The organism is Nonomuraea sp. NPDC049649 (genome assembly GCF_040675175.1).
Taxonomy (GTDB): domain Bacteria; phylum Actinomycetota; class Actinomycetes; order Streptosporangiales; family Streptosporangiaceae; genus Nonomuraea.
On sequence record NZ_JBFAOH010000008.1, the window covers coordinates 151,171 to 169,405 of the forward strand.

The 18,235-nt window shown below is 71.0% G+C and carries 19 protein-coding genes and 1 pseudogene; 8 read left to right on the forward strand and 12 right to left on the reverse strand.

Translation table 11 applies throughout. The features are described 5' to 3' along the window. Window positions 1-97: 97 nt before the first annotated feature. The 3 genes from AB0J42_RS13775 to AB0J42_RS13785 all read right to left on the reverse strand — a co-directional run bounded on the left by AB0J42_RS13775 (window position 98) and on the right by AB0J42_RS13785 (window position 1,959). Window positions 98-322 carry a DUF397 domain-containing protein gene (locus AB0J42_RS13775; RefSeq protein ID WP_364293029.1) on the reverse strand — a complete coding sequence of 75 codons (225 nt, stop codon included), beginning with the start codon at window positions 320-322 and terminating at the stop codon, window positions 98-100. A gap of 560 nt (window positions 323-882) precedes the next feature. After that, on the reverse strand, window positions 883-1,092 hold the full coding sequence (locus tag AB0J42_RS13780) for a hypothetical protein (protein ID WP_364293032.1): 210 nt from the start codon (window positions 1,090-1,092) through the stop codon (window positions 883-885). A gap of 132 nt (window positions 1,093-1,224) precedes the next feature. Beyond that, complete coding sequence (locus AB0J42_RS13785; RefSeq protein ID WP_364293035.1) at window positions 1,225-1,959, reverse strand: LysR substrate-binding domain-containing protein; 735 nt, start codon at window positions 1,957-1,959, stop codon at window positions 1,225-1,227. Here AB0J42_RS13785 and AB0J42_RS13790 point away from each other — a divergent pair. Beyond that, window positions 1,916-2,275, forward strand: a complete 360-nt coding sequence (locus AB0J42_RS13790) for a dihydrodipicolinate synthase family protein (protein WP_364293038.1) — start codon at window positions 1,916-1,918, stop codon at window positions 2,273-2,275. The genes AB0J42_RS13785 and AB0J42_RS13790 overlap by 44 nt on opposite strands. Here the strand turns inward: AB0J42_RS13790 and AB0J42_RS13795 are convergent. Next, window positions 2,237-3,367, reverse strand: coding sequence for an FAD-dependent monooxygenase (locus AB0J42_RS13795; protein ID WP_364293041.1), 1,131 nt, complete (start codon window positions 3,365-3,367; stop codon window positions 2,237-2,239). The two genes, AB0J42_RS13790 and AB0J42_RS13795, sit on opposite strands and share 39 nt — an antisense overlap. Window positions 3,368-3,450: 83 nt before the next feature. Between AB0J42_RS13795 and AB0J42_RS13800 the strand changes: the two genes are divergently transcribed. Continuing rightward, a complete protein-coding gene (locus tag AB0J42_RS13800; protein WP_364293044.1) occupies window positions 3,451-3,909 on the forward strand; it encodes a MarR family transcriptional regulator in 459 nt (152 codons plus the stop codon). Here the strand turns inward: AB0J42_RS13800 and AB0J42_RS13805 are convergent. Genes AB0J42_RS13805 through AB0J42_RS13815 form a run of 3 tightly spaced genes read right to left on the reverse strand, consistent with a single transcriptional unit; the run spans window position 3,896 to window position 11,287 of the window. Next, complete coding sequence (locus AB0J42_RS13805; RefSeq protein WP_364293047.1) at window positions 3,896-8,698, reverse strand: DNA repair ATPase; 4,803 nt, start codon at window positions 8,696-8,698, stop codon at window positions 3,896-3,898. The genes AB0J42_RS13800 and AB0J42_RS13805 overlap by 14 nt on opposite strands. A gap of 3 nt (window positions 8,699-8,701) precedes the next feature. Continuing rightward, a complete protein-coding gene (locus AB0J42_RS13810) occupies window positions 8,702-10,798 on the reverse strand; it encodes a flotillin family protein (RefSeq protein WP_364293050.1) in 2,097 nt (698 codons plus the stop codon). Continuing rightward, window positions 10,799-11,287, reverse strand: coding sequence for a hypothetical protein (locus tag AB0J42_RS13815; RefSeq protein WP_364293052.1), 489 nt, complete (start codon window positions 11,285-11,287; stop codon window positions 10,799-10,801). It lies immediately after the preceding gene. Window positions 11,288-11,502: 215 nt separating this feature from the next. On the opposite strand from AB0J42_RS13815, the gene AB0J42_RS13820 reads away from it, so the two are divergent. Together AB0J42_RS13820 and AB0J42_RS13825 are read left to right on the forward strand one after the other, a co-directional pair. Further along, on the forward strand, window positions 11,503-11,751 hold the full coding sequence (locus AB0J42_RS13820) for an alcohol dehydrogenase catalytic domain-containing protein (protein ID WP_364293055.1): 249 nt from the start codon (window positions 11,503-11,505) through the stop codon (window positions 11,749-11,751). After that, window positions 11,748-12,428, forward strand: coding sequence for a zinc-binding dehydrogenase (locus tag AB0J42_RS13825; protein WP_364293058.1), 681 nt, complete (start codon window positions 11,748-11,750; stop codon window positions 12,426-12,428). The genes AB0J42_RS13820 and AB0J42_RS13825 overlap by 4 nt, the downstream gene beginning before the upstream one ends. Here AB0J42_RS13825 and AB0J42_RS13830 read toward each other — a convergent pair. After that, entirely contained in the window at window positions 12,425-12,946 is a 522-nt protein-coding gene (locus tag AB0J42_RS13830) for a CGNR zinc finger domain-containing protein (protein ID WP_364293061.1), read from the reverse strand. The genes AB0J42_RS13825 and AB0J42_RS13830 overlap by 4 nt on opposite strands. A 94-nt stretch (window positions 12,947-13,040) precedes the next feature. Between AB0J42_RS13830 and AB0J42_RS13835 the strand changes: the two genes are divergently transcribed. Both AB0J42_RS13835 and AB0J42_RS13840 read left to right on the forward strand, forming a co-directional pair. Beyond that, window positions 13,041-13,331, forward strand: a complete 291-nt coding sequence (locus AB0J42_RS13835; RefSeq protein ID WP_364293064.1) for an alpha/beta fold hydrolase — start codon at window positions 13,041-13,043, stop codon at window positions 13,329-13,331. A gap of 144 nt (window positions 13,332-13,475) precedes the next feature. Then, window positions 13,476-14,018, forward strand: a complete 543-nt coding sequence (locus AB0J42_RS13840; RefSeq protein ID WP_364293067.1) for an HPP family protein — start codon at window positions 13,476-13,478, stop codon at window positions 14,016-14,018. On the opposite strand, the gene AB0J42_RS13845 is transcribed toward AB0J42_RS13840, so the two are convergent. The 3 genes from AB0J42_RS13845 to AB0J42_RS13855 form a co-directional block, all read right to left on the reverse strand. Beyond that, window positions 14,006-14,917, reverse strand: coding sequence for an aminoglycoside phosphotransferase family protein (locus AB0J42_RS13845; protein WP_364293070.1), 912 nt, complete (start codon window positions 14,915-14,917; stop codon window positions 14,006-14,008). The two genes, AB0J42_RS13840 and AB0J42_RS13845, sit on opposite strands and share 13 nt — an antisense overlap. A gap of 119 nt (window positions 14,918-15,036) precedes the next feature. Beyond that, a complete protein-coding gene (locus AB0J42_RS13850) occupies window positions 15,037-15,915 on the reverse strand; it encodes a 1,4-dihydroxy-2-naphthoyl-CoA synthase (protein WP_364293073.1) in 879 nt (292 codons plus the stop codon). A 43-nt stretch (window positions 15,916-15,958) separates the two neighbouring features. Continuing rightward, the gene (locus tag AB0J42_RS13855; RefSeq protein ID WP_364293076.1) at window positions 15,959-16,291 is read right to left on the reverse strand and encodes a metalloregulator ArsR/SmtB family transcription factor; all 333 of its coding nucleotides are present in this window, start codon (window positions 16,289-16,291) and stop codon (window positions 15,959-15,961) included. Between the two features lie 89 nt (window positions 16,292-16,380). On the opposite strand from AB0J42_RS13855, the pseudogene AB0J42_RS13860 reads away from it, so the two are divergent. Then, window positions 16,381-16,482, forward strand: a pseudogene (locus AB0J42_RS13860) (DUF3073 domain-containing protein); the annotation flags it as partial. Window positions 16,483-16,510: 28 nt separating this feature from the next. On the opposite strand, the gene AB0J42_RS13865 reads toward AB0J42_RS13860, so the two are convergent. Continuing rightward, complete coding sequence (locus tag AB0J42_RS13865; protein ID WP_364293079.1) at window positions 16,511-17,779, reverse strand: cytochrome P450; 1,269 nt, start codon at window positions 17,777-17,779, stop codon at window positions 16,511-16,513. A 1-nt stretch (window position 17,780) separates the two neighbouring features. Between AB0J42_RS13865 and AB0J42_RS13870 the strand changes: the two genes are divergently transcribed. Next, window positions 17,781-18,143 (forward strand): TetR family transcriptional regulator C-terminal domain-containing protein, encoded by a 363-nt coding sequence (locus tag AB0J42_RS13870; protein ID WP_364293082.1) that lies wholly within the window; start codon window positions 17,781-17,783, stop codon window positions 18,141-18,143. Window positions 18,144-18,235: the final 92 nt, after the last annotated feature.

The window sequence follows — 18,235 nt, forward strand, 5'->3', positions numbered from 1 at the left end:
AGGCAGGCGCACTATGGGGCGGCAGGCCGTCCGCTGGATAGTGCTTTTATGAGGTCCGGAGAACTTGTATGGCCCGCCGGGCAGTCCGGTAGTGGGACTATTCGTCGAACTCGCCGAGCTTGACGCCGCTGAGGAAGGCTCGCCACTCGCCTGGGGTGAAGATAAGTGCTGGGCCGTGGGGGTTTTTGCTGTCCCGGACGGCGATGAAGCCGGGGAAGTCGGTGGTTACCTCGACGCAATTCCCGCCGTTTCCGCCGCTACGGGAGCTCTTCTTCCACACAGCTCCGGCGAGATCTTTAGCGGTAAAATTTTCCGGCTCCATTGATTTGCTGCCTCCTCAATCATTAAGAGGGACTTGCGCAGGCCGAACGTCTCTCAGTCTGTCACGACTCCAGGTCGCTGAGGTGAGATCATGGTTGTCGTTATACATCGGTGCAGCTCAGAGCGGTTACGTGGTCGTTCTGCCGATAGGTCCGTGGTCGTTCTGCCGACACCTTCGTGGGCGATCTGCCGATATCTCCGTGGGCGTTCTGCCGATGGGGGCGTGGGTGGTCTGCTGGTGGGTTGGTGGGCGTTCTGCCGATGTTCCTGCGTTTCGTGGGCCCTATCTTCCCTGCTCAACAGTGCGGCGAAGCGGGAGCGCGAGGGCTTGCCCTCGCACATAGGAGGGCCGGAGGCCCGGGGAGCGCGCCGAGCTTGCGTGTGCGCGAAGCGCCTGTATGGGCGAGCCCTTTGCGCGGAGCGCTGTGTTTGCGCGGAGCGCCGGAAGTAGCGAAGCGGTGGCGCCGACTACCGCCCACGGCCGGCGCTGTAGCGGAGCACCGGAAGTAGCGGAGTGCCGTGAGTGAGGGGGTAAGCGCTGTTCCTGCGGGGAGGGGCTTCTCAGGTGGTTACTTGGCGGAAGACGATGGTGGCGGTGAAGTGGCCGACGTGGTCCGGGTCCGGGTGGACTTTGGCGCTGACCACGTGGACTTCGGCGTCCGCGCCGAAGAACCGTTCCGCCAGTGGGTAGGCCGCCGCTTCGATGGCCGCCGGGTTCCGTTCGCTGACGGTGACGGAGAGTTCGAAGGGAAAGGGGTCTGTTTTCTGCATGTCGCCTCGCCTGACTGCTCGCGCGCGCGTCGAGTGCAGCTACCCACCCGCTGGGCTCTGACACAGTTGGGCGCTGGAGGTCGTCATCGCATCGCGAAGAGCGTGTGCTGTACGGGATCGCGCCGGCCGTACTCAGGCGTTGATGGCCTGGTGGAAGGCGGCGATGGCCGCCCGAACAGCTGGATGCTCCCCGCACCCCCGCCTGAAGGCCGCCAGCGTACGCCGCTCTATCGGCAGCGGCGTGAGCCGCACCCCGGGCGGCGGGGTGCGGGCGGCGAGCCGGGGCACCAGCGCCACGCCCTGCCCGGCCGCCGCGAACGCCAGCACGGTGTCGAAGTCGTCGATGTGGTGCCGCACGTCGGGTTCGAACCCGGCCGCCTGGCAGGCCCGGATCGTCATCGTGTGGCAGAGGGTGCCGGGCGTGGCGGCGATCCACGGGTCGCCGGAGGCCTCCGCGATCCCGGCCCGGTCGGTGAGGTACATGGTCTCGGCGAAGAGCGGCTCGGTCTCCAGGGAGTCGTCGGTGACCGGCGGCACGAAGTCGTACTCGTGCACGAGCGCCACGTCGAGTTCCCCGGCGCGCAGGGCGGCGGAGACGTCGGCGGGGTCGATCTCGGAGATCATCGGCACGAGTCCGGGGTGGGCGGCGGCGAGCCGGGTGAGCGCGGGCGGCAGCAGGACGCGGGCGGCGGAGGGGAACGCGCCGACGCGGAGCGGGCCGTAGGGGCCGCCGCGGACGGCGGCGAGCGCGGCGGAGGCGCGTTCGAGCTGTTCGAGCACGGCCTGGGCGTGCTCGACGAGCAGGCGTCCGGCGGGGGTGAGGGTGACGGGCGGGTTCGACGTGCTCGCCGGGGACGACCCGTACATCTCGCCGCTGCTGGCCCTGGGCGCGTCCGGCGGCATCCTGGCCTCCGCGCACCTGGCCACGGACGCCTTCGCGGAGCTGGTCACGGCCTGGCGGGAGGGCGACGTGCCCCGGGCCAGGGCGCTGGGACACCGGCTGGCCCGGCTGTCGGCCGCGCTGTTCGCCGAGCCCAACCCGACCGTGATCAAGGGCGTGCTGCACGCCCGCGGCCTCATCCCGACCCCCGGCGTGCGCCTCCCGCTGCTCCCGGCGAGCCCGGAGGCGGTGTCGGCAGCGGTGTCACAGGCTGACCTCGTGGCGGTACATCCAGGCCAGTGACTCCCGGCTCGCCTGACGCCTGAGGATGATCGGCAGCAGCGCGTCCCGGACGATCCGGCCGACCGGCCCGGCGGCCTTGCTGTCGCTGATCCTCCTGGCGTAGGCGACCACCCGCTCGGCCCGTTCGCGCCGTTCGCTCTCGTACCGGCGGAACGCCTCCCGATGGGAGGGGACGTCGCGCAGGCAGCGAGCGAGCACCACGGCGTCCTCCAGCGCCAGCGACGCGCCCTGCCCCGAGCTGGGCGAGGTGGCGTGCGCGGCGTCGCCGATGAGCACCACCCTGCCGCGGTGCCACGTGGGCACCGGCGGCAGGTCGTGGATAGGCAGTACCCGGCCCAGTTCGGCGTGCCGGACCAGCCCGGCGGCGATCCCGGCGTCGTCCGCGAACGCCTCTGCCAGCACCGGCCGCCAGTCCGCCGGCTCGTCGCCGAGGCCGCGCGGCAGGTTCGCGAACCACCACGTCTCGCCGTCGCCGGTCACCGTGTAGCCGAAGAACGCCCGCTTGCCGAACACCATGTGATAAACACCGGGTTCTCCGGTGATGTCCGGGTCCTTGACGATCCCGCCGCAGTTGTACAGGCCCACATACCGGGCCTCGGGCCCGCCGAGCAGCCGCCGGGCGCGCGAGTGCACGCCGTCGGCCGCGATCAGCACGTCGCCCGCCGCGCTCGTGCCGTCCTCGAACCGCGCGACGACCTGGGAGCCGCTGTCGTCGAAGGAGACCATGCGTTTCCCGTACGAGATCGGAACGGCGGCCGCGTCCCGCAGGATCCGGTAGAGGTCGGAGCGCAGGATCGTGTGGCTCACCGTGCCGTCGTCCAGCGCCATCCCGTTGGGCACCCGGCCCAGGCGCTTGCCGGCGCCGTTCCACATGACCATGTCGGGGGTGGGGATGCCTGCCCGCGCCACCTCCTGGTGGAGCCCGAGCACGCGGAGCGCGGCCATCCCGTTGGAGGCGACGTTGAGGAACGCTCCAATGCCCTCGGCTCCGGCACCGTACGCCTCGTAGATCTCGGCGTCGATGCCCACCTCGCGCAGCGCGACGGCGACGGCGGGGCCGCCGATCCCGCCCCCTGTGATGAGAGCCTTCATCGTGATAACCTTTCGTTCGACCGAACGAAATATATGCGGGGACGGGACGCGTGTCCAGAGATATTTCGGAGCATCGAAAGAAATTGCTCGCCGCGCTGACCACGGCCGGGCGGGAGAACAGCAACGCCGCCGTCATGTACCACACGGCCATGGGCGAGCGGATGGGCCTCGGCCCCAGCGAGGAGAAGACCATCGACCTGCTGCAACGCCTCGGCCCGCTGACGGCGGGGGAGATCGGCAGGCACACCGGCCTGGCCCCCGCCACCGTCAGCAACCTGATCGACCGGCTGGAGGCCAAAGGGCTGGCACGGCGGGCCCGTCACCCCAAGGACCGCCGCCGCGTCATCGTGGAGATCGACTGGGAGCGGCTGGCCGGCTTCGACGAGCTGTTCGCGCCCATGGTGACCGGCCTGGAAGCCCTGTACGAGCGCTACACCGACGAGCAACTGGAGGTCATCCTCGACTTCCTGAACCGGGCCACGGCGATTCAGCGCGACGCCACCGCCGCCCTGACCCGGCAGGAAGCCGTCAGCGATCCCTGATCGCCGAGCCCACGTCCCGCACCTGGTCCGCGAGCAGGCCCAGCGCGCCGACCGCCCGCCCCATCGGGTCGTCCGCGTCGCCGCCCAGCGCCTTCTCCCGCAGGTAGGCGGCCTTGATCTCGGCCCAGCGGGCCGCCTGCTCCGGGGTGAGGCGGCCGCGCAGCTCCGCCAGCTTGAGCAGGTTCGCCTCCGCGTCCGCGGTGAGCGTCTGCGCCTCGCCCAGGTAGTGGTCGTCGATGAGCGCTTCCAGCTCGTCGTCGTTCATCGCCGGGACGATCCGCTCGGCCAGCTTGTTCATGTTCCGGTACGAGCCCTGCAGCCGGTACGGCGGCTCGGTGCGCGAGGCGTCGGCCTGGGCCGCGGAGGCGATGTAGGCCCGGTTGTTGGCCAGCACCACCTCCTGCACCCGCACCAGCTTCCGCAGCACGCTGAGGATCTGGTCCAGCTCGGTGCCGGTGTACGGGTGCTTCAGCTGGTCCGGCTGGACCGTCGCGTCGCCCTTGGCCAGCCGCACCAGCAGCTCCACGTCCGACCGGTCCCGGGCCGAGAGCGGCGCGAGCACCGGGTTGGAGGTGAGCGCGTTGTCGATGTAGCTGAGCGCGAACAGCTCGTCGCGGCCCGACAGCACGTCGCCCAGGTTCCACACGTCGGCCCGGTTGGCGAGCATGTCCGGGATCCGGAACCGCTGCCCCGACTCGGTGTACGGGTTGCCCGCCATGCAGACGGCGAACCGCTTGCCGCGCAGGTCGTACGTCCGGGTACGGCCGTTCCAGACACCCTCGATGCGCCGCTGCGCGTCACAGAGCGAGATGAACTTCTGCAGCAACTCCGGCGAGGTGTGCTGGATGTCGTCCAGATACAGCAGCGTGTTGTTGCCCGACTCCAGCGCGAACGAGATCTTCTCCACCTCCTGCCTGGCAGTGGCGTTGGGCGCCTCGGCCGGGTCCAGCGAGGTCACGTCGTGCCCCAGCGCGGGCCCGTTCACCTTGACGAGCAGCAGCCCGAGCCGGCTGGCCACGTACTCCATCAGCGTCGTCTTGCCGTAGCCGGGCGGCGAGATGAGCAGCAGCAGCCCCATCTGGTCGGTCCGCTTGCCCTCGCCCGACGCGCCGAGCTGCTTGGCCAGGTTGTCGCCGATCAGCGGCAGGTACACCTCGTCCAGCAGCCGGTTGCGCACGAACGCGCTCATCACCTTGGGCTTGTACTCCTCCAGCCGCAGCCGCTCCCGCTCGGCGGCGACCAGCTCGGTGCGCCGCTTCTGGTACGCGCGGAAGCCCGGGATCCGCTCGGCCGCGAAGCGCCGGGTCCTGGCCAGCAGCTCGTCCAGCCGGATCTCCAGCTTCCGGTCGGAGATCCGCGGATGCATGCCCAGCAGGCCCTCCACGGTCGCGGTCACCGCGGCGCTGGAGTCGTACCTGCCGAGGTCCTCGCAGAGCTGTACGGCCACGGCCTCGTCCAGCTCGGGGCCTCGCGCGTACGAGCCGAGCCAGGCGCGGGCGAGCTGCACCCGCTCCGGCAGGGCGACGGCCTTGAGGTCGGCGGCGAACTCGCGCGACCTGGCCGGCCCGAGCGTGTCGTGGAAGCCGTCCAGCAGCTCCCGCGCCGCCTTGGCGGTGACGAATCCGGCGGGCTGACCGGCCAGCTCCTCCACCAGGTACTCGCCCGCGAGCGCGGCGTCGGTGTCCGGCAGCCCGACCGTGGCCAGGAAGGCGGCGATGAGCGCGCCCAGCTCGGCGGCGAGCGCGGCGAGCGCCGGTCCCGGCCCGAAGACCTCGCGGGCCCGCACCAGCGACGCGGCCCTGGTGGCCAATGTTTTACGTGAAACCTCGTCGACGCCGTGCGCCCAGAAGAGCTGCGCCGCCGCCCGCGCCTCGGGCAGGTAGCGGAGCAGCCCGGCGCCGTCGCGGAGCCGGACCAGCACGTCGAGGATCGCGGCGGCGTCGTGGTCGTGCACGCCCCGCTCGTAGCCCTCGTCGTAGCGGGTCCCGGCGGCCTGCCGCACCAGCTCGGCCAGGTCGTCGCCGGGCGCGGCCCGGTCGAGCAGCGAGGCCGCGAGGTACTCGGCCCGGTAGACCTCGGCCGTCTCGGAGACCAGGAGCTGGTCCCAGTAGGGCCGGGTGTCGGCGAACGAGGCCGGCACGGGGGAGCGGAAGTCGGTGCCGGTGATGGCGAGCTGCATCGCGCCGTCATGGGGCACCAGCGTGAGGTCGATGGGCTGCGTGTTCACCGCGAACCGGTGGCGGCCCAGCCTGATCGTCTCGCCGCCGTCGGCGAACAGGTCGAGCCGGTCGCGCAGCGCCCGCCCGGCCTCCTGCTGCGCCGCCTTGACCCGCCCGTCCAGTTCCTCGGCCCGTACGGAGTCGCCGAGCTCGCGCAGCTCGGCCGCGACCGCGCGGAGCTTGGCCACCATCGGGTCGGTGGCGAAGTACGTGTTGATCTCGTCAGGGGAGCCGAGCGTGCCGATCCGGCGGGTGACGCCGGCCAGGATGCGGTCGGCGGAGGCGAAGAGCCGGTCGGCGTGGCGGGCGAGCGCGTCGAGCTGGCTCTGTTTGCGGGACGAGAACGCCTCGTACACGTCGTCGCGCTTGCCGGCCAGCTGTTCGGCGAAGTCGTCGATCTCGCCGAAGCGCGACTCCAGGTTCTCGATCTGCAGCATCAGCCGGCCGAGCTGCTCGTCGCACCGGGCGGGGGTGTCGGCCATCGCCAGCGCGCCGGTGACGGCCTGGCCGAGCAGCGCGAACTCGGCGGCGAACGCGGCCCGGCCCTCGCTGCTCAGCAGCTCGCGGCGGCGGCCGTCGAGCACCGCCCGCGCCCGGTTCACCCCGCCGAGCACCTCGGCGATGTGGCCCAGGATCGCGGTCCGCACGGTGGCGTCGGCGATGTCGAGCGAGCCGACCACCTCGGTCACCACTTCCAGGCCCTCGGCCTGCTCGGCGAGCCGGTCGGCGACGGGCTCGGCCTCGGCGGCGGTCGTGATCGCGGCGGCCTCGGCGGCCAGCGCCTCGACGGCCGCGTGGTAGCCGGTGAACGCCTCGGCGTCCTCCAGGAACGCCACCGCTCGCTTGCCCGCCTCGTCCAGCTCGCAGGTCAGGGCGTCGGCCAGCTCGTCCAGCCGGTCCAGGTCGATGTAGCGGACCTCGCGCAGGGTCATCAGGTGGCCCTGGGCCCGGCGGAGCGTGGCCAGCAGGCTCACCCATCCGTCGGCGCCGTCCGGCTCGTCGGCCTGGGCCCGCCGGACGAGCCGGGTGACCTCCGCGTCGGCCTCGGCGAGCGTGGCGGCGGCCTGGGCGGTGAGCTGCTCGACGTGCTCGTACTCGTCCAGCACCTGCTCGGCGGTGGCGCGCACGGCGGCGAGCGGGTCGCTCAGGCCGTGCTCGCCCAGCCAGTGGTAGCTGTCGAAGGCGCGCGTGCAGGCGGCGATCAGCGCCTCGAACGTGGCCGCCGACGGCGCCATCTCCTCCACCATGCGGGTGACCGACAGGCAGTCGGAGATGCCCCGGACCAGCTCGGCGTTGCCGATCCGCTCCAGCGGGCCGGTGCCGGCGGGCTGCGCGGCCGCGTACGTGTCGGAGACGTACGGGGTCTGCCACACCTGCATCGGGTGGACCCGGGTCGGCTCGTCGGAGGTGGCCCGGAAGATCACCATCGTGCCGTCGTCGAACAGCGAGTAGCCGTGGCAGACGATCGGGTTGGCCACCTCCTTCCTGATCACGTTGTACGGGAGCAGCAGCGAGCGGCCGTCGCCCCGGGCGTGGAAGACGTAGAGCGCGTCCTCGCCGTTGGGGGCGCGCACGACCCGCTCGAACTCCAGGTCCGTCACGTCCGTGTCGAACGTCTTGCTGACGCCGGTGGTCAGGTAGTAGCCGCCGGGGAAGATCAGGCCCTGGTCCTCGGGCAGCCGCTGGCACGCCTGGCCGATGCCGTCCAGCCTGGTCACGTCCTTGGTGCGGGTGTTGAAGACCAGGTGACGCCAGGCGTCCTCCTTGTACGGCCGGATCCGCATGAGGATGAGCGGGCCGACGCGGGCGTGCTCGACGTCGGCGTCGGCCAGGCTCTGCAGCGGCTCGTCGACTGGCTCGCTGTAGATGCCCTCGCCGGTCTCCGTGTTGTTCTCGATCTTGATGGTGAGGTTGCCGCCGATGGTCTCGACGAAGACCTCGTCCTCGATGGAGATGTGCGGGTGGCGGCCGAGGACGTGGTCGTCGCGGGTGGTCGGCGTCCACTCGAAGTCGTGGGACGGAGGGAAGACGTGGTCACGCTCCCCCCTGTTGTCCAGATATTTCGTGACTCCGGTGGGGCTGACCGCCCAGCGCAGCACTCGGACGTCACCCGGCCCGGTACTGAACACCGCCAGCAGCTTGCCCTCGACCCGCCGCAGCGTCTTCAGCCGGGTCTCCTTGTAATAGCGGTAGAGCTCGGCGAAGTCCTTGCGGAACGCCGGATCGTCCAGCGCCTCCAGCTTGCCCTGCTCGAACCGGAACCCGTCGCCCTCCCGGGCGAAGCGGTGCACCGCGAACACGTCCGACACCGACGTCTCCGGCCGGAGCCCGATGAAGACGTTGTAGCCGAACAGCATCACCCCGCCCAGGGACACGATGTCCCTGGGCACGCAGTTGTTCTCGGTACGGATCCGCTCGGTGCCCAGCAGCCGCAGCTCCGCCCCGCCGAACACCTCCAGCCGGGCCGCGTTGACCGCCTCGGCGGCCCCGGCCAGCGCCCTGGCCTGGGCGCCGAGCCGGTTCCGCAGCACTTCGTAGGTGCCGGCCTCCAGGTCGACCTGCTCCGTCACGCGTCAGGCCTTCGCCGCGGCCAGGGCGGCCACCGGCTGGTCGGCCACGCCCAGGCGGCGGGCCGTGTCCAGCAGCTCGCCGAGCGGCCCCGACTCCGGCCCGCCCTGCTGGATGAGCCGCATGAGCAGCGCCGACACGGTCAGGTTCTTCAGGTCCTCGCTGCTGACCGCGCCGACCACGCCCTTGAGGTCCTCGATCAGGCTGGCGTTGCCGTTCAGGTACGGAGCCGCGAGCGCCCCCGCGACCTCGGAGTGGTTCATGAAGCCGTCGACCGACTTGGCCGCGGAGATCGAGCCGACCACCTTGTCGAAGAACATGGTGTCGCCGCCCACGATGTCGATGCTGGCGCTGGACAGACCCGCCGCCAGCACCTCGGCCTGGGACTCGGCCACCTGACGGGTGACGTCGATCTGCTTGAGCCGCACCTCGGTGTCGGCCTCCAGGCGCAGGCGGTACTCCTCGTGCGCCCGGCTGGCCTCGTCCAGCGCGGCCATCGCGGCGGCCTTCTCGGTGAGGCCCTCCGCCTCGGCCTTGAGCTTCTCGCCCACCGCGGCGGCGTTCGCCAGCGCCATCGCCTGCTCGCCCTCGGCCTGCGCCTTGAGCTTCTCGCCCTCGACCAGCGCCATCGCCCTGGCGCCCGCGGCCTCGGCCTGCAGCCGCTCGTTCAGCACCAGCGCCTCGGCGCGGCCGACCTTCTCGATCGCCTCCGCGTCGCGCTCCTTGACCTGGACCTCGGCCAGGCCGTTGGCCGCCGCCTCGGCCTGCAGGCCCTCGGCCAGCCGGATCTTGGCACGGGCGTCCAGCTCGGCCGCCTGCTGCCTGGCCTCGGCCAGCACCAGCTCCTCGCGGGCCTTGTGCTTCGACGCGGCCTCGGCGGCCTCGGCGGCCTTGATGTCCTTGACCAGGTTCTCCTGCGCCTCGGCCTCGGCGGCGATGATGACGGACTGGCGGGTCCGCTCGGCCTCCTCGACCACGCGCAGCCGCTTGATGGACTCCTCCTGCTCGGCCACCGTCTTGTCGACGGCGATGCGCTCGCGGATGACCTCGGCGATCGACCGCTTCTCGGTCTCGACCTCCTTGTCCTTCGCGATCCGCGACAGCTCGGTCTCCCGCTCGCGGGCGATGACCTCCAGCAGGCGGTCCTTCTCGATGCGCTCCGACTCGATGGCGATCACGCGCTCGCGGTTCTTCTCCGCGACGGCGACCTCGCGGGCCCGGTTCTCCTGCTGCACGCCGAGCTGCTCGTCGGTCTTGATGGCGGCGCTCTGGGCGCGCAGCCGCTCCTCCGCCTGGACGCGGAAGGTCTCCGCCTCCTCGCGCGCCTTCATCGTCTCGATCTCGCGCTTCTGCTTGATCTCGGCGTCGGCCTGGCGGCGCTCCAGTTCGAGGATGGCCTCGCGGGCCTCCACGTTCTGGCGGGTGATCTCCTTCTCCTCGGTGCGCTGGAACTCGTTGGTCCGCACGTGCTCAAGAGCCGTCAGCTCGGTGATCTTGCGGATGCCCTGCGCGTCGAGGATGTTGCTCTTGTCGAGCTGGTGCAGCGCGGTCTGCTCCAGGTAGTCGATGGCCGCGTCCTCAAGGCTGTAGCCGTTGAGGTCGGTGCCGATGAGCCGGATGATCTCGTCGCGGAACTCGTCGCGCTTGGTGTAGAGGTCGACGAAGTCGAGCTGCTTGCCGGCGGTCTTGAGCGCCTCGGAGAACTTGGCGTTGAACAGCTCCTGGAGGGTCACCTCGTCGCTGGCCCGCTCGGTGCCGATGGCCTGGGCGACCTTGATGACGTCTTCCGCCGTCTTGTTCACCCGTACGAAGAATGTGATCTTGATGTCGGCCCGGATGTTGTCCCGGCAGATCAGCCCCTCGCGGCCGGTCCGTTCGATCTCGATGGTCTTCACCGAGATGTCCATGGTCTCCGCCCTGTGCACGACAGGGAGCACCACCGCGCCGGTGAAGGTCACGTCGACTTTGTTGACCTTCGAAATGATCAGCGCCTTGCCCTGTTCGACCTTGCGGAACAGCCGGCTGAGCAGAATCAGCAGACCGATGACGATCACAAGGACGACGACGACGAAGACGCCGAACCCGGTGGAGATCACATCCATTCAGTGCTCACTTTCGTAAGGCATGACCCAGAAGAACTCGCCGTCTGCGTCGTACTCGAAGATCAGGGCTGTCTGGCCGCGGTTCAGCCGGTCCTGGCCGGTCGTCCTGACCTGGACGACGGCGGTGGACCCGTCCGCGGCGGTGACCTCGGCCTGGCCGAAGTCGGGGGTCGCCTGCCCGGTGCGGACGACGCACCGCCGGCCGACGAAATCCCCACGTGAAGGCTGCGGTCCGTCCGGCAGGAGCTTCCGCAGCGGGGCGATCAGCACCCGGGTGGCGAACCAGGCCGCGCCGAGCGCGATCACCGGCACGGCCCACAGCAGGGGACCGGCGGCGAACACGCTGCCGGCCAGGGTGAGCAGCCACGCCAGGGCGATGAACAGAGAGATCGTGATTCCGGCCGGCACCCCGCCGAACCCGAGCCACGGCGCGTCGCCTTCCAGATCGAAAAGGCCGGTGATCACCACGACCCAGTACCCGACGACCACGATCAGAAGGAAGCTGAAAACGGCAGTCGGGAAGCTCAGCGCGACCCGCAAGAACTCACTCAATACCCGGCGCCCCGTCCCCCGGTGCTCGTCAAGCTCGGACTATATACAGATAAAGAACAAGTAAAGCGAAAAGTTCCCGGATAGTTAGACATAAGTTCCATCCGGTTACCTCGCTTGACCTCAACCGAGCTTGAGGACCCAGGCTGGCCCGCATGAACGACGAGATGATGCGGGCCGCCGCCTTCGCCGAACCCGGCGGTCCCGAGGTGCTGCGGGTGACGGAACTGCCGGCCCCGCAGGCGGGTCCCGGCCAGGTCCGGGTACGGGTGAGAACCGCCGGGGTGCAGCCGTTCGACGCCGCGGTGCGGGCCGGCTGGGTCCCGCAGGGATTGACCGGCGGCCTGCCGCGCATCCCCGGCAACGAGTTCGCCGGGGTGGTGGACCAGGTGGGGAGGGCGTGACCGGGGTTTCGGCGGGGGCCGAGGTGCTCGGGTTCTCGCTGCTGAAGTGCTACGCCGAGTACGTCGTGGTCCCCGCCGGTGACGTGACGGGGAAACCCGCCTCGATGCCGTGGGAGGTGGCCGGCGGTCTGACAGCGGGGGCTCAGACGGCCGAGCCGGCCCTCGACGCGCTGGCCGTGGGCGAGGGCGACACGCTGCTGGTGCACGCCGCCGCGGGCGCGGTCGGCACGGTGGCCGTCCAGGTCGCCCGGATGCGCGGCGTCACCGTGATCGGCACCGCCCGCGAGGTGAACCACCCCTACCTCCGCGACCTCGGCGCCATCCCGGTCGCCTACGGCGAAGGCCTGGCGGACCGGGTGCGCGCCCTCGCGCCCGGCGGCGTGGACGCCGCGCTCGACGGCGCGGGCGGCGAGGCCCTGGAGGTCTCACTGGAACTGGTCAAGGACCGCGACCGCATCCTCACATTGGTGGAGCACGACAGGGCGGCCGAGCTGGGCGTTCAAATCACCCGGGGCACCCGCCGCGCCGACCGCCTGGCCCGCTACGCCGCCCTGTACGCCGAGGGCAGGCTGAAGTTCCCGGTACGTCGCACGTACCCGCTGGACCGCGCGGCCGACGCACACCGCGAGATCGAGACCCGCCACGGCGCCGGCAAGATCGTCCTGACGGTCTCCTAGGAGCGGGCGCGCTGCCGCTGGTGGAACCGGCCCACCTTGGCCCGGTTGCCGCACACCTCCATCGAGCACCAGCGGCGGCCGCCGTTCTTGCTCACGTCGCAGAACCAGAGCACACAGCGCGGGTTGGCGCACTTGCGCACCCGTTCCGGGCGCTCGCCGAGCACCCGCACCAGATCGGCCGCCGCCACCCAGGCCGCGTGCCAGGCCGGGTCGTCCAGCACGACGACCTCGTACGGCTCCATGCCGTTCACCTGGGGACGGCGGGCGCCCCGCGCCAGCACCGCGTTGAGCGGCGCGTCCTCGCCCCGTTCCAGCAGCGCGCGCATCGCGTCACGGGTCTGGACCAGCCGGTCGCGGACCCGCTCCAGGTCGTCGCCGCCCGGCAGATCATGATCCGCCAGCCAGGCCCGCACGCCGTCGGGGTCGTCGAACTGGTCGACCAGCGTGTCGTTGTCGATCCACACGGTGTCGACCAGGTCCAGCCCCACGGGTTCGGTTCTCAGCGGACGGAGTCTCACGCTGCTTAACCCCTGAAATCAGTTTGACCGGTTGCTGAAGACCATGTTATCACTTAACCGTCTAATTGCTTGTAGATGGTTAAGGGGTTTTGTTGTGACCATCCGCTACCGCACCGTCGGCATCGACGGGCTCGACGTCTTCTACCGCGAGGCGGGCGACCCGTCCGCGCCCACCCTCGTCCTGCTCCACGGGTTCCCGACCTCGTCCATCGCCCACCAGGAGTTGATCGGCGAACTGCAGGACGAGTTCCACCCGATCGCGCCGGACTACCCCGGGTTCGGCCCCAGCTCGGCGCCCGCCGCGTTCGGCTATGTCCCCTTGGAGACCAGGCTCACCCAGACCGCGGCCCTGACCCGCGCCTTCCTCCACGGCCTCTCGGACTGACCCATGCCCCACCCCCACTCTTCCCCGACACCAAACCCCCATCCAGGGGCTGGGACCCACCGGGGCTCGCGCACCCACCTCGGGTCTGGGACTGACCGGGAGTCCGGGACCCATCGGGGCCCGGACGTCCAGCCGGGGTCCGGGATGCCCTCAGGCTCTGGGGGCCACCGGAGGTCCGGTGTCCTGCCAGGGGCCGAGGTCGCCCCAGAGGCCGGTTCGCGTGCGGCGGTCCACCCGGTCAAGGACGCGGCTCTCGCCACCGTGGCGGCGCTGGCCGCGCTGACGCTGCTCGCCGTGGCCGGGACCATCGACCCCGGCCTGTTCGCGCTGCCGTTCGTGGCCAGCGCGGGGATCGTGGCGCTGGCCCCGGCGGCGCCGTTCGCGCAGCCCCGCAGCATCGTGCTCGGCCACGCGAGCGCCGCGCTGCTCGCCCTGATCGCCACGGCGCTGGCCGGCCCGTCGGTGTGGACGGCGTCCGTGGCCGCCGCCCTGTCGATCGGGCCGATGCTGCTGCTCCGCGCCCCGCACCCGCCCGCCGCGGCCACGGCGGCCCTGATCGGCCTCACCGCGCCGGACCCGATCTACCTGCTCAACCCGGTGCTGATCGCCAGTGTCCTGGTGATCGCCGGGGGAGCGGCCCTGGGCAAGGTGCTGCCGGGCCGGAAGTATCCGGCCTACTGGCGGTGAGTCACCGCCTCGGCGATGGCGAGCTGCACGTCGTCGAGGCGGTCCTCCCCGTCCTTGACGCTCCACAGGGAGTTCTGCAGCACCCGCCCCAGCGTCCACCCGGCCGCCCGCGCCGGGTCCAGCTCCAGCGCCTCCACCAGCAGGTCGAACCGCCGCAGCACGGCCCGCCGCACGTCACCGGAGGCCACCACCTCGTCCCACCGGTTGTCCAGCGCGGGCAGCAGGTCGAACCCGGGGTCACCGGCCAGCGGCTTGGGGTCGATCGCCAGCCACGGCTCCCGCGAGGCGGCCAGCACGTTGTCGTAGTGCAGATCCCAGTGGAGCAGCCGGTCCCCGGGCTCGCCGACGAGCTCGGCCACCGCCGCCGCGCACCGCCGCACCCACGCCCGGTCCTCCGCCCGGCCCAGCTTCCCCAGCGTCGCGGGCACGTCCTCCAGCATCCGCCCGGCGATGTCGCCGAGCCGCCGCAGCCCCTCAGGCGCGGGCCGCGCCACCAGCCGAGCCAGCAGCCCGGCCAGGATCTCCATGGCCGCCATGTCGTCCGGCACCGCCGACAGCGTCCGGCGCCCGTCCAGCCGCTCCAGCAGCATCGTCCCGGTGTCCGGGTCGTGCTCCAGCAGCAGCACCGACCCGTCGCCGGCCCAGGCGCGCAGCCCCACCGGCTCGCTCTCGTTCTCGTCGGTGACGGGCTGCAGCTTGAGCGCGGCGGGCGTCCCGTCGTCCCGTACGACCGGCAGCACCAGCGACACGATCCCGTGCATGGCGGCGCCGTCGAGACGCAGCCCCCACTCCTCCAGGTAGCGCCGCGCCAGCGCAGGCAGCCCCGCCGACCACGAGGCCCCCGCCTCCGCGAGCTTGGCGTGCGACGCCCTCAGCGCGTCCGGCACCAGGATCTCCACGGCACCAGTCTGCCGGTTCGTCACCATCTGGTTGTCCAGATCGTGGTGATGAACGGCGGCCGGGTCCGCGCCCCGGGCACCCACGAGCTCGCATCGCCGCGACGGCCGGCGCCCGATGATCAGTAGTGGTACGGGTACGGCGACCAGTCGGGGTCGCGCTTCTCCAGGAACGCGTCGCGGCCCTCGGCGGCCTCGTCGGTCATGTAGGCGAGCCGGGTCGCCTCGCCGGCGAAGACCTGCTGGCCCACCAGCCCGTCGTCGATCAGGTTGAAGGCGAACTTGAGCATCCGCTGCGCCGTCGGCGACTTGGCGTTGATCTTGCGGGCCCACTCCAGGGCCGTGGCCTCCAGCTCCTCGTGCGGCACCACGGCGTTGACCATGCCCATCCGGTGGGCGTCGGCCGCGCTGTAGGTCTCGCCGAGGAAGAAGATCTCCCGGGCGAACTTCTGCCCCACCTGACGGGCGAGGTAGGCCGAGCCGAAGCCGCCGTCGAAGCTCGCCACGTCGGCGTCCGTCTGCTTGAAGCGGGCGTGCTCGGCGCTGGCGAGTGTGAGATCGGCCACGACGTGCAGGCTGTGGCCGCCGCCCGCCGCCCAGCCGGGCACCACGCAGATGACCACTTTGGGCATGAACCGGATCAGCCGCTGCACCTCGAGGATGTGCAGCCGCCCGGTCGAGGCCGAGCCGTCGGCGTACTGGTAGCCGTCCTTGCCCCGGATCCGCTGGTCGCCGCCCGAGCAGAAGGCCCACCCGCCGTCCTTGGGCGAGGGGCCGTTGCCGGTCAGCAGCACGCAGCCGACGTCGGTGGTCTGCCGGGCATGGTCGAGCGCCCGGTAGAGCTCGTCGACGGTCTGCGGGCGGAAGGCGTTGCGCACCTCCGGACGGTTGAAGGCGATGCGCACCGTGCCCTGGTCGACGGCCCGGTGGTAGGTGATGTCGGTGAAGTCGAATCCATCGACGACCTGCCACGCCTTGGGATCGAACAGCTCGGAGACCATGGGCCGAAGCCTACCCGCTGGCGGCTCCGGCCCATGGCGCCGGTCAGGTGACCTCCGCCTTCAGCTCGGCGAGCAGCTGGCCCTGATCGGACAGCATGTCGGTCAGGATGCGGCGCGCGATGCGCAGCAGGTCGGCGAGCTCGGGAGTCGCCAGCGTGTAGACCACCGTGCTGCCCTCACGGATGGCCGTGACGATCCCCGCTCTACGCAGGACCGCCAGCTGCTGGGAGAGACTCGACGCCTCGATGTCGATCTGGGCCAGGAGATCCCTGACGGGTAGTGGCCCCGCTTGGAGTAGCTCCAACACTCTGATGCGAGCGGGGTGGCCTAGAGTCCGGAACAAATCCGCCTTGGCCTGGTTGACCTCCACGTGCATAGTGACAGACTAATCCAGCGCAGTTGCATAATTCTTCAAGTCGTAACGTTGTCGGATAGCATGGGCAGCGGGGACTAGGGAGTTGAGCCATGGGCCGAGGAAGAGCCAAGGCGAAGCAGACGAAGGTCGCTCGCCAGCTGAAGTACACCAGCCATCACATCGACTACGACCGGCTCCGCGAGGAGCTGGGCGCGGACCGGCGACGTGACAAGCATTCCTCTACGTCGTCCGACCAAGAGTCCGAGCGCGCGCAGTAACGCGGGTCAGTCGTCCGGGCGTGAGAGTGACGTTGGTGAGCCGCCTGGTCTCGGGCGCCGGATCCGGCGCCGCGAGATCCAGGCGGCGCAGCACCTCACGGATGACGACTCGCATCTCCAGCAGGGCCAGCTGAGCGCCGACGCAGAAGCGCCGGCCGCCGCCGAACGGCACCCAGGCCCTGTTCTGCTGCCCGTCGAGGAAGCGCTCCGGGCGGAACTCCTCCGGTTCGGGGAAAGCCGCCGGGTCGTGGTGCACGAGCGGGATGAACGGTCCCGCGTACGATCCCGCCGGGATCTCGTATTCACCCAGCCGCAGCGGGGCGTCGAGCAGCCGGGGGGCCTCGAAGACCGCGGGCCTGACCCGCATCACCTCCTTGACCACCGCGTCGAGGTAGGGCTCGTCGTCCGGCAGCCGCTCCAGGACGTGCGGCAGCCTTAGCAGGCGTTCGAACGCCCACGCCAGGCTGGTCGCCGTGGTTTCGTGACCGGCGATCAGCAGGGTCACCAGTTCGTCGCGGATCTCCTGGTCGCCGAGGCCCGACCGCAGGAGCCTGCTCAGCACGTCCGTGCCTTCCGTGCCGGCTCGCCGCCGCCGGGCGATCTCCTCGTACAGGATCGCGTCGACGGCCGCGCGCAGCTTCAGGAAGCGCCTGTACGGCAGGAACGGCACGCCGGCGGCCCGTTCGCGCAGGCGGGCGGGGAGCATCGCGACCGACGTCGCGCCGCCGAGCTTGATCAGGCGGGGGAGCAGCGTGCGCAGCCTGCCCAGGCGCTCGGCGTCGCGGATGCCGAAGACCAGCCGGACGATCACCTCCAGGGTGATCTCCTGCATGCGGTCGCGGAGCGCGAACGGCACGCCGAGCGGCCAGGTGGCGATCTTCTCCGCGGCGATGTCCGTGATCTCGTCGTGGTAGCCCGCCACCTGCCGGGCCCGCAGCGGCGGCGTGAGCGCCTTCCGGTGGCGTGACCAGGCGTCGCCGTCCAGCGTGAGCACCGAGTGCGCGCCCACCATGGGCTCCAGGAAGTCGCGGCGTGCGGCGCCGGCCAGGCCCCCGCCCTGGTCGGTGCGGAAGACCTGTTCGGCCAGTTCGGCGGTGGTGACGTACACCTCGGGCGGGAAGCCGGGGTAGCGCACCGTGAAGATCGGGCCGTACCTGCGGTGCAGCCTGTCGAAACCGCCGGCGGGGTCGAGCAGGAGCCTCGCGGCAAGTCGTGGACCGGGTGGGAGCATCGTGCCTCTCGGCACGCCCCGCGAGCTGCTGGAGCGCGCGATGGCGGCGCTGATCGACGTGTTCGGCGAGATGCGGCCCATCCTGGTGGGCTGCGTCGAGGGCTACCCCGCCGCCCTGCGCGAGGAGGCGCTGCGTGAGCGCCTGGCCGCCGCCTACGGCAAGGCGCGCGAGGCGGGGGTCCGCATGCTGCGGCGGGCCGCCGCCGAGGCGGGTATCGAGCTGCCGGTCGCGCCCGAGGTGCTGGTCTCGGTGGTGATCGCGATCTCCGACGGGCTGATGATCCAGTGGCTGATCGATCCGGAGAGCACGCCCGACTCACGCCAGGTGGTCGACGCGCTCGCCGCGATCTCCGCCGGCCTCTAGCCCACAGATAACGTGACGAATCTCACGTACGGATGAATGTCCGAATACGCAGAAGGCGCGCCCCCGAAAATCGGAGGCGCGCCTTCGACCAA

Coding starts and splice junctions, on each gene's coding strand:
- AB0J42_RS13785 (WP_364293035.1), bottom strand. CDS start 1,959: ATGTACGGGTCGTCCCCGGCGAGCACGTCGAACCCGCCCGTCACCCTC.
- AB0J42_RS13850 (WP_364293073.1), bottom strand. CDS start 15,915: ATGGTCTCCGAGCTGTTCGATCCCAAGGCGTGGCAGGTCGTCGATGGA.
- AB0J42_RS13780 (WP_364293032.1), bottom strand. CDS start 1,092: ATGCAGAAAACAGACCCCTTTCCCTTCGAACTCTCCGTCACCGTCAGC.
- AB0J42_RS13840 (WP_364293067.1), top strand. CDS start 13,476: ATGCCCTCAGGCTCTGGGGGCCACCGGAGGTCCGGTGTCCTGCCAGGG.
- AB0J42_RS13865 (WP_364293079.1), bottom strand. CDS start 17,779: ATGCTCCCACCCGGTCCACGACTTGCCGCGAGGCTCCTGCTCGACCCC.
- AB0J42_RS13795 (WP_364293041.1), bottom strand. CDS start 3,367: ATGAAGGCTCTCATCACAGGGGGCGGGATCGGCGGCCCCGCCGTCGCC.
- AB0J42_RS13810 (WP_364293050.1), bottom strand. CDS start 10,798: ATGGATGTGATCTCCACCGGGTTCGGCGTCTTCGTCGTCGTCGTCCTT.
- AB0J42_RS13775 (WP_364293029.1), bottom strand. CDS start 322: ATGGAGCCGGAAAATTTTACCGCTAAAGATCTCGCCGGAGCTGTGTGG.
- AB0J42_RS13855 (WP_364293076.1), bottom strand. CDS start 16,291: ATGCACGTGGAGGTCAACCAGGCCAAGGCGGATTTGTTCCGGACTCTA.
- AB0J42_RS13820 (WP_364293055.1), top strand. CDS start 11,503: ATGAACGACGAGATGATGCGGGCCGCCGCCTTCGCCGAACCCGGCGGT.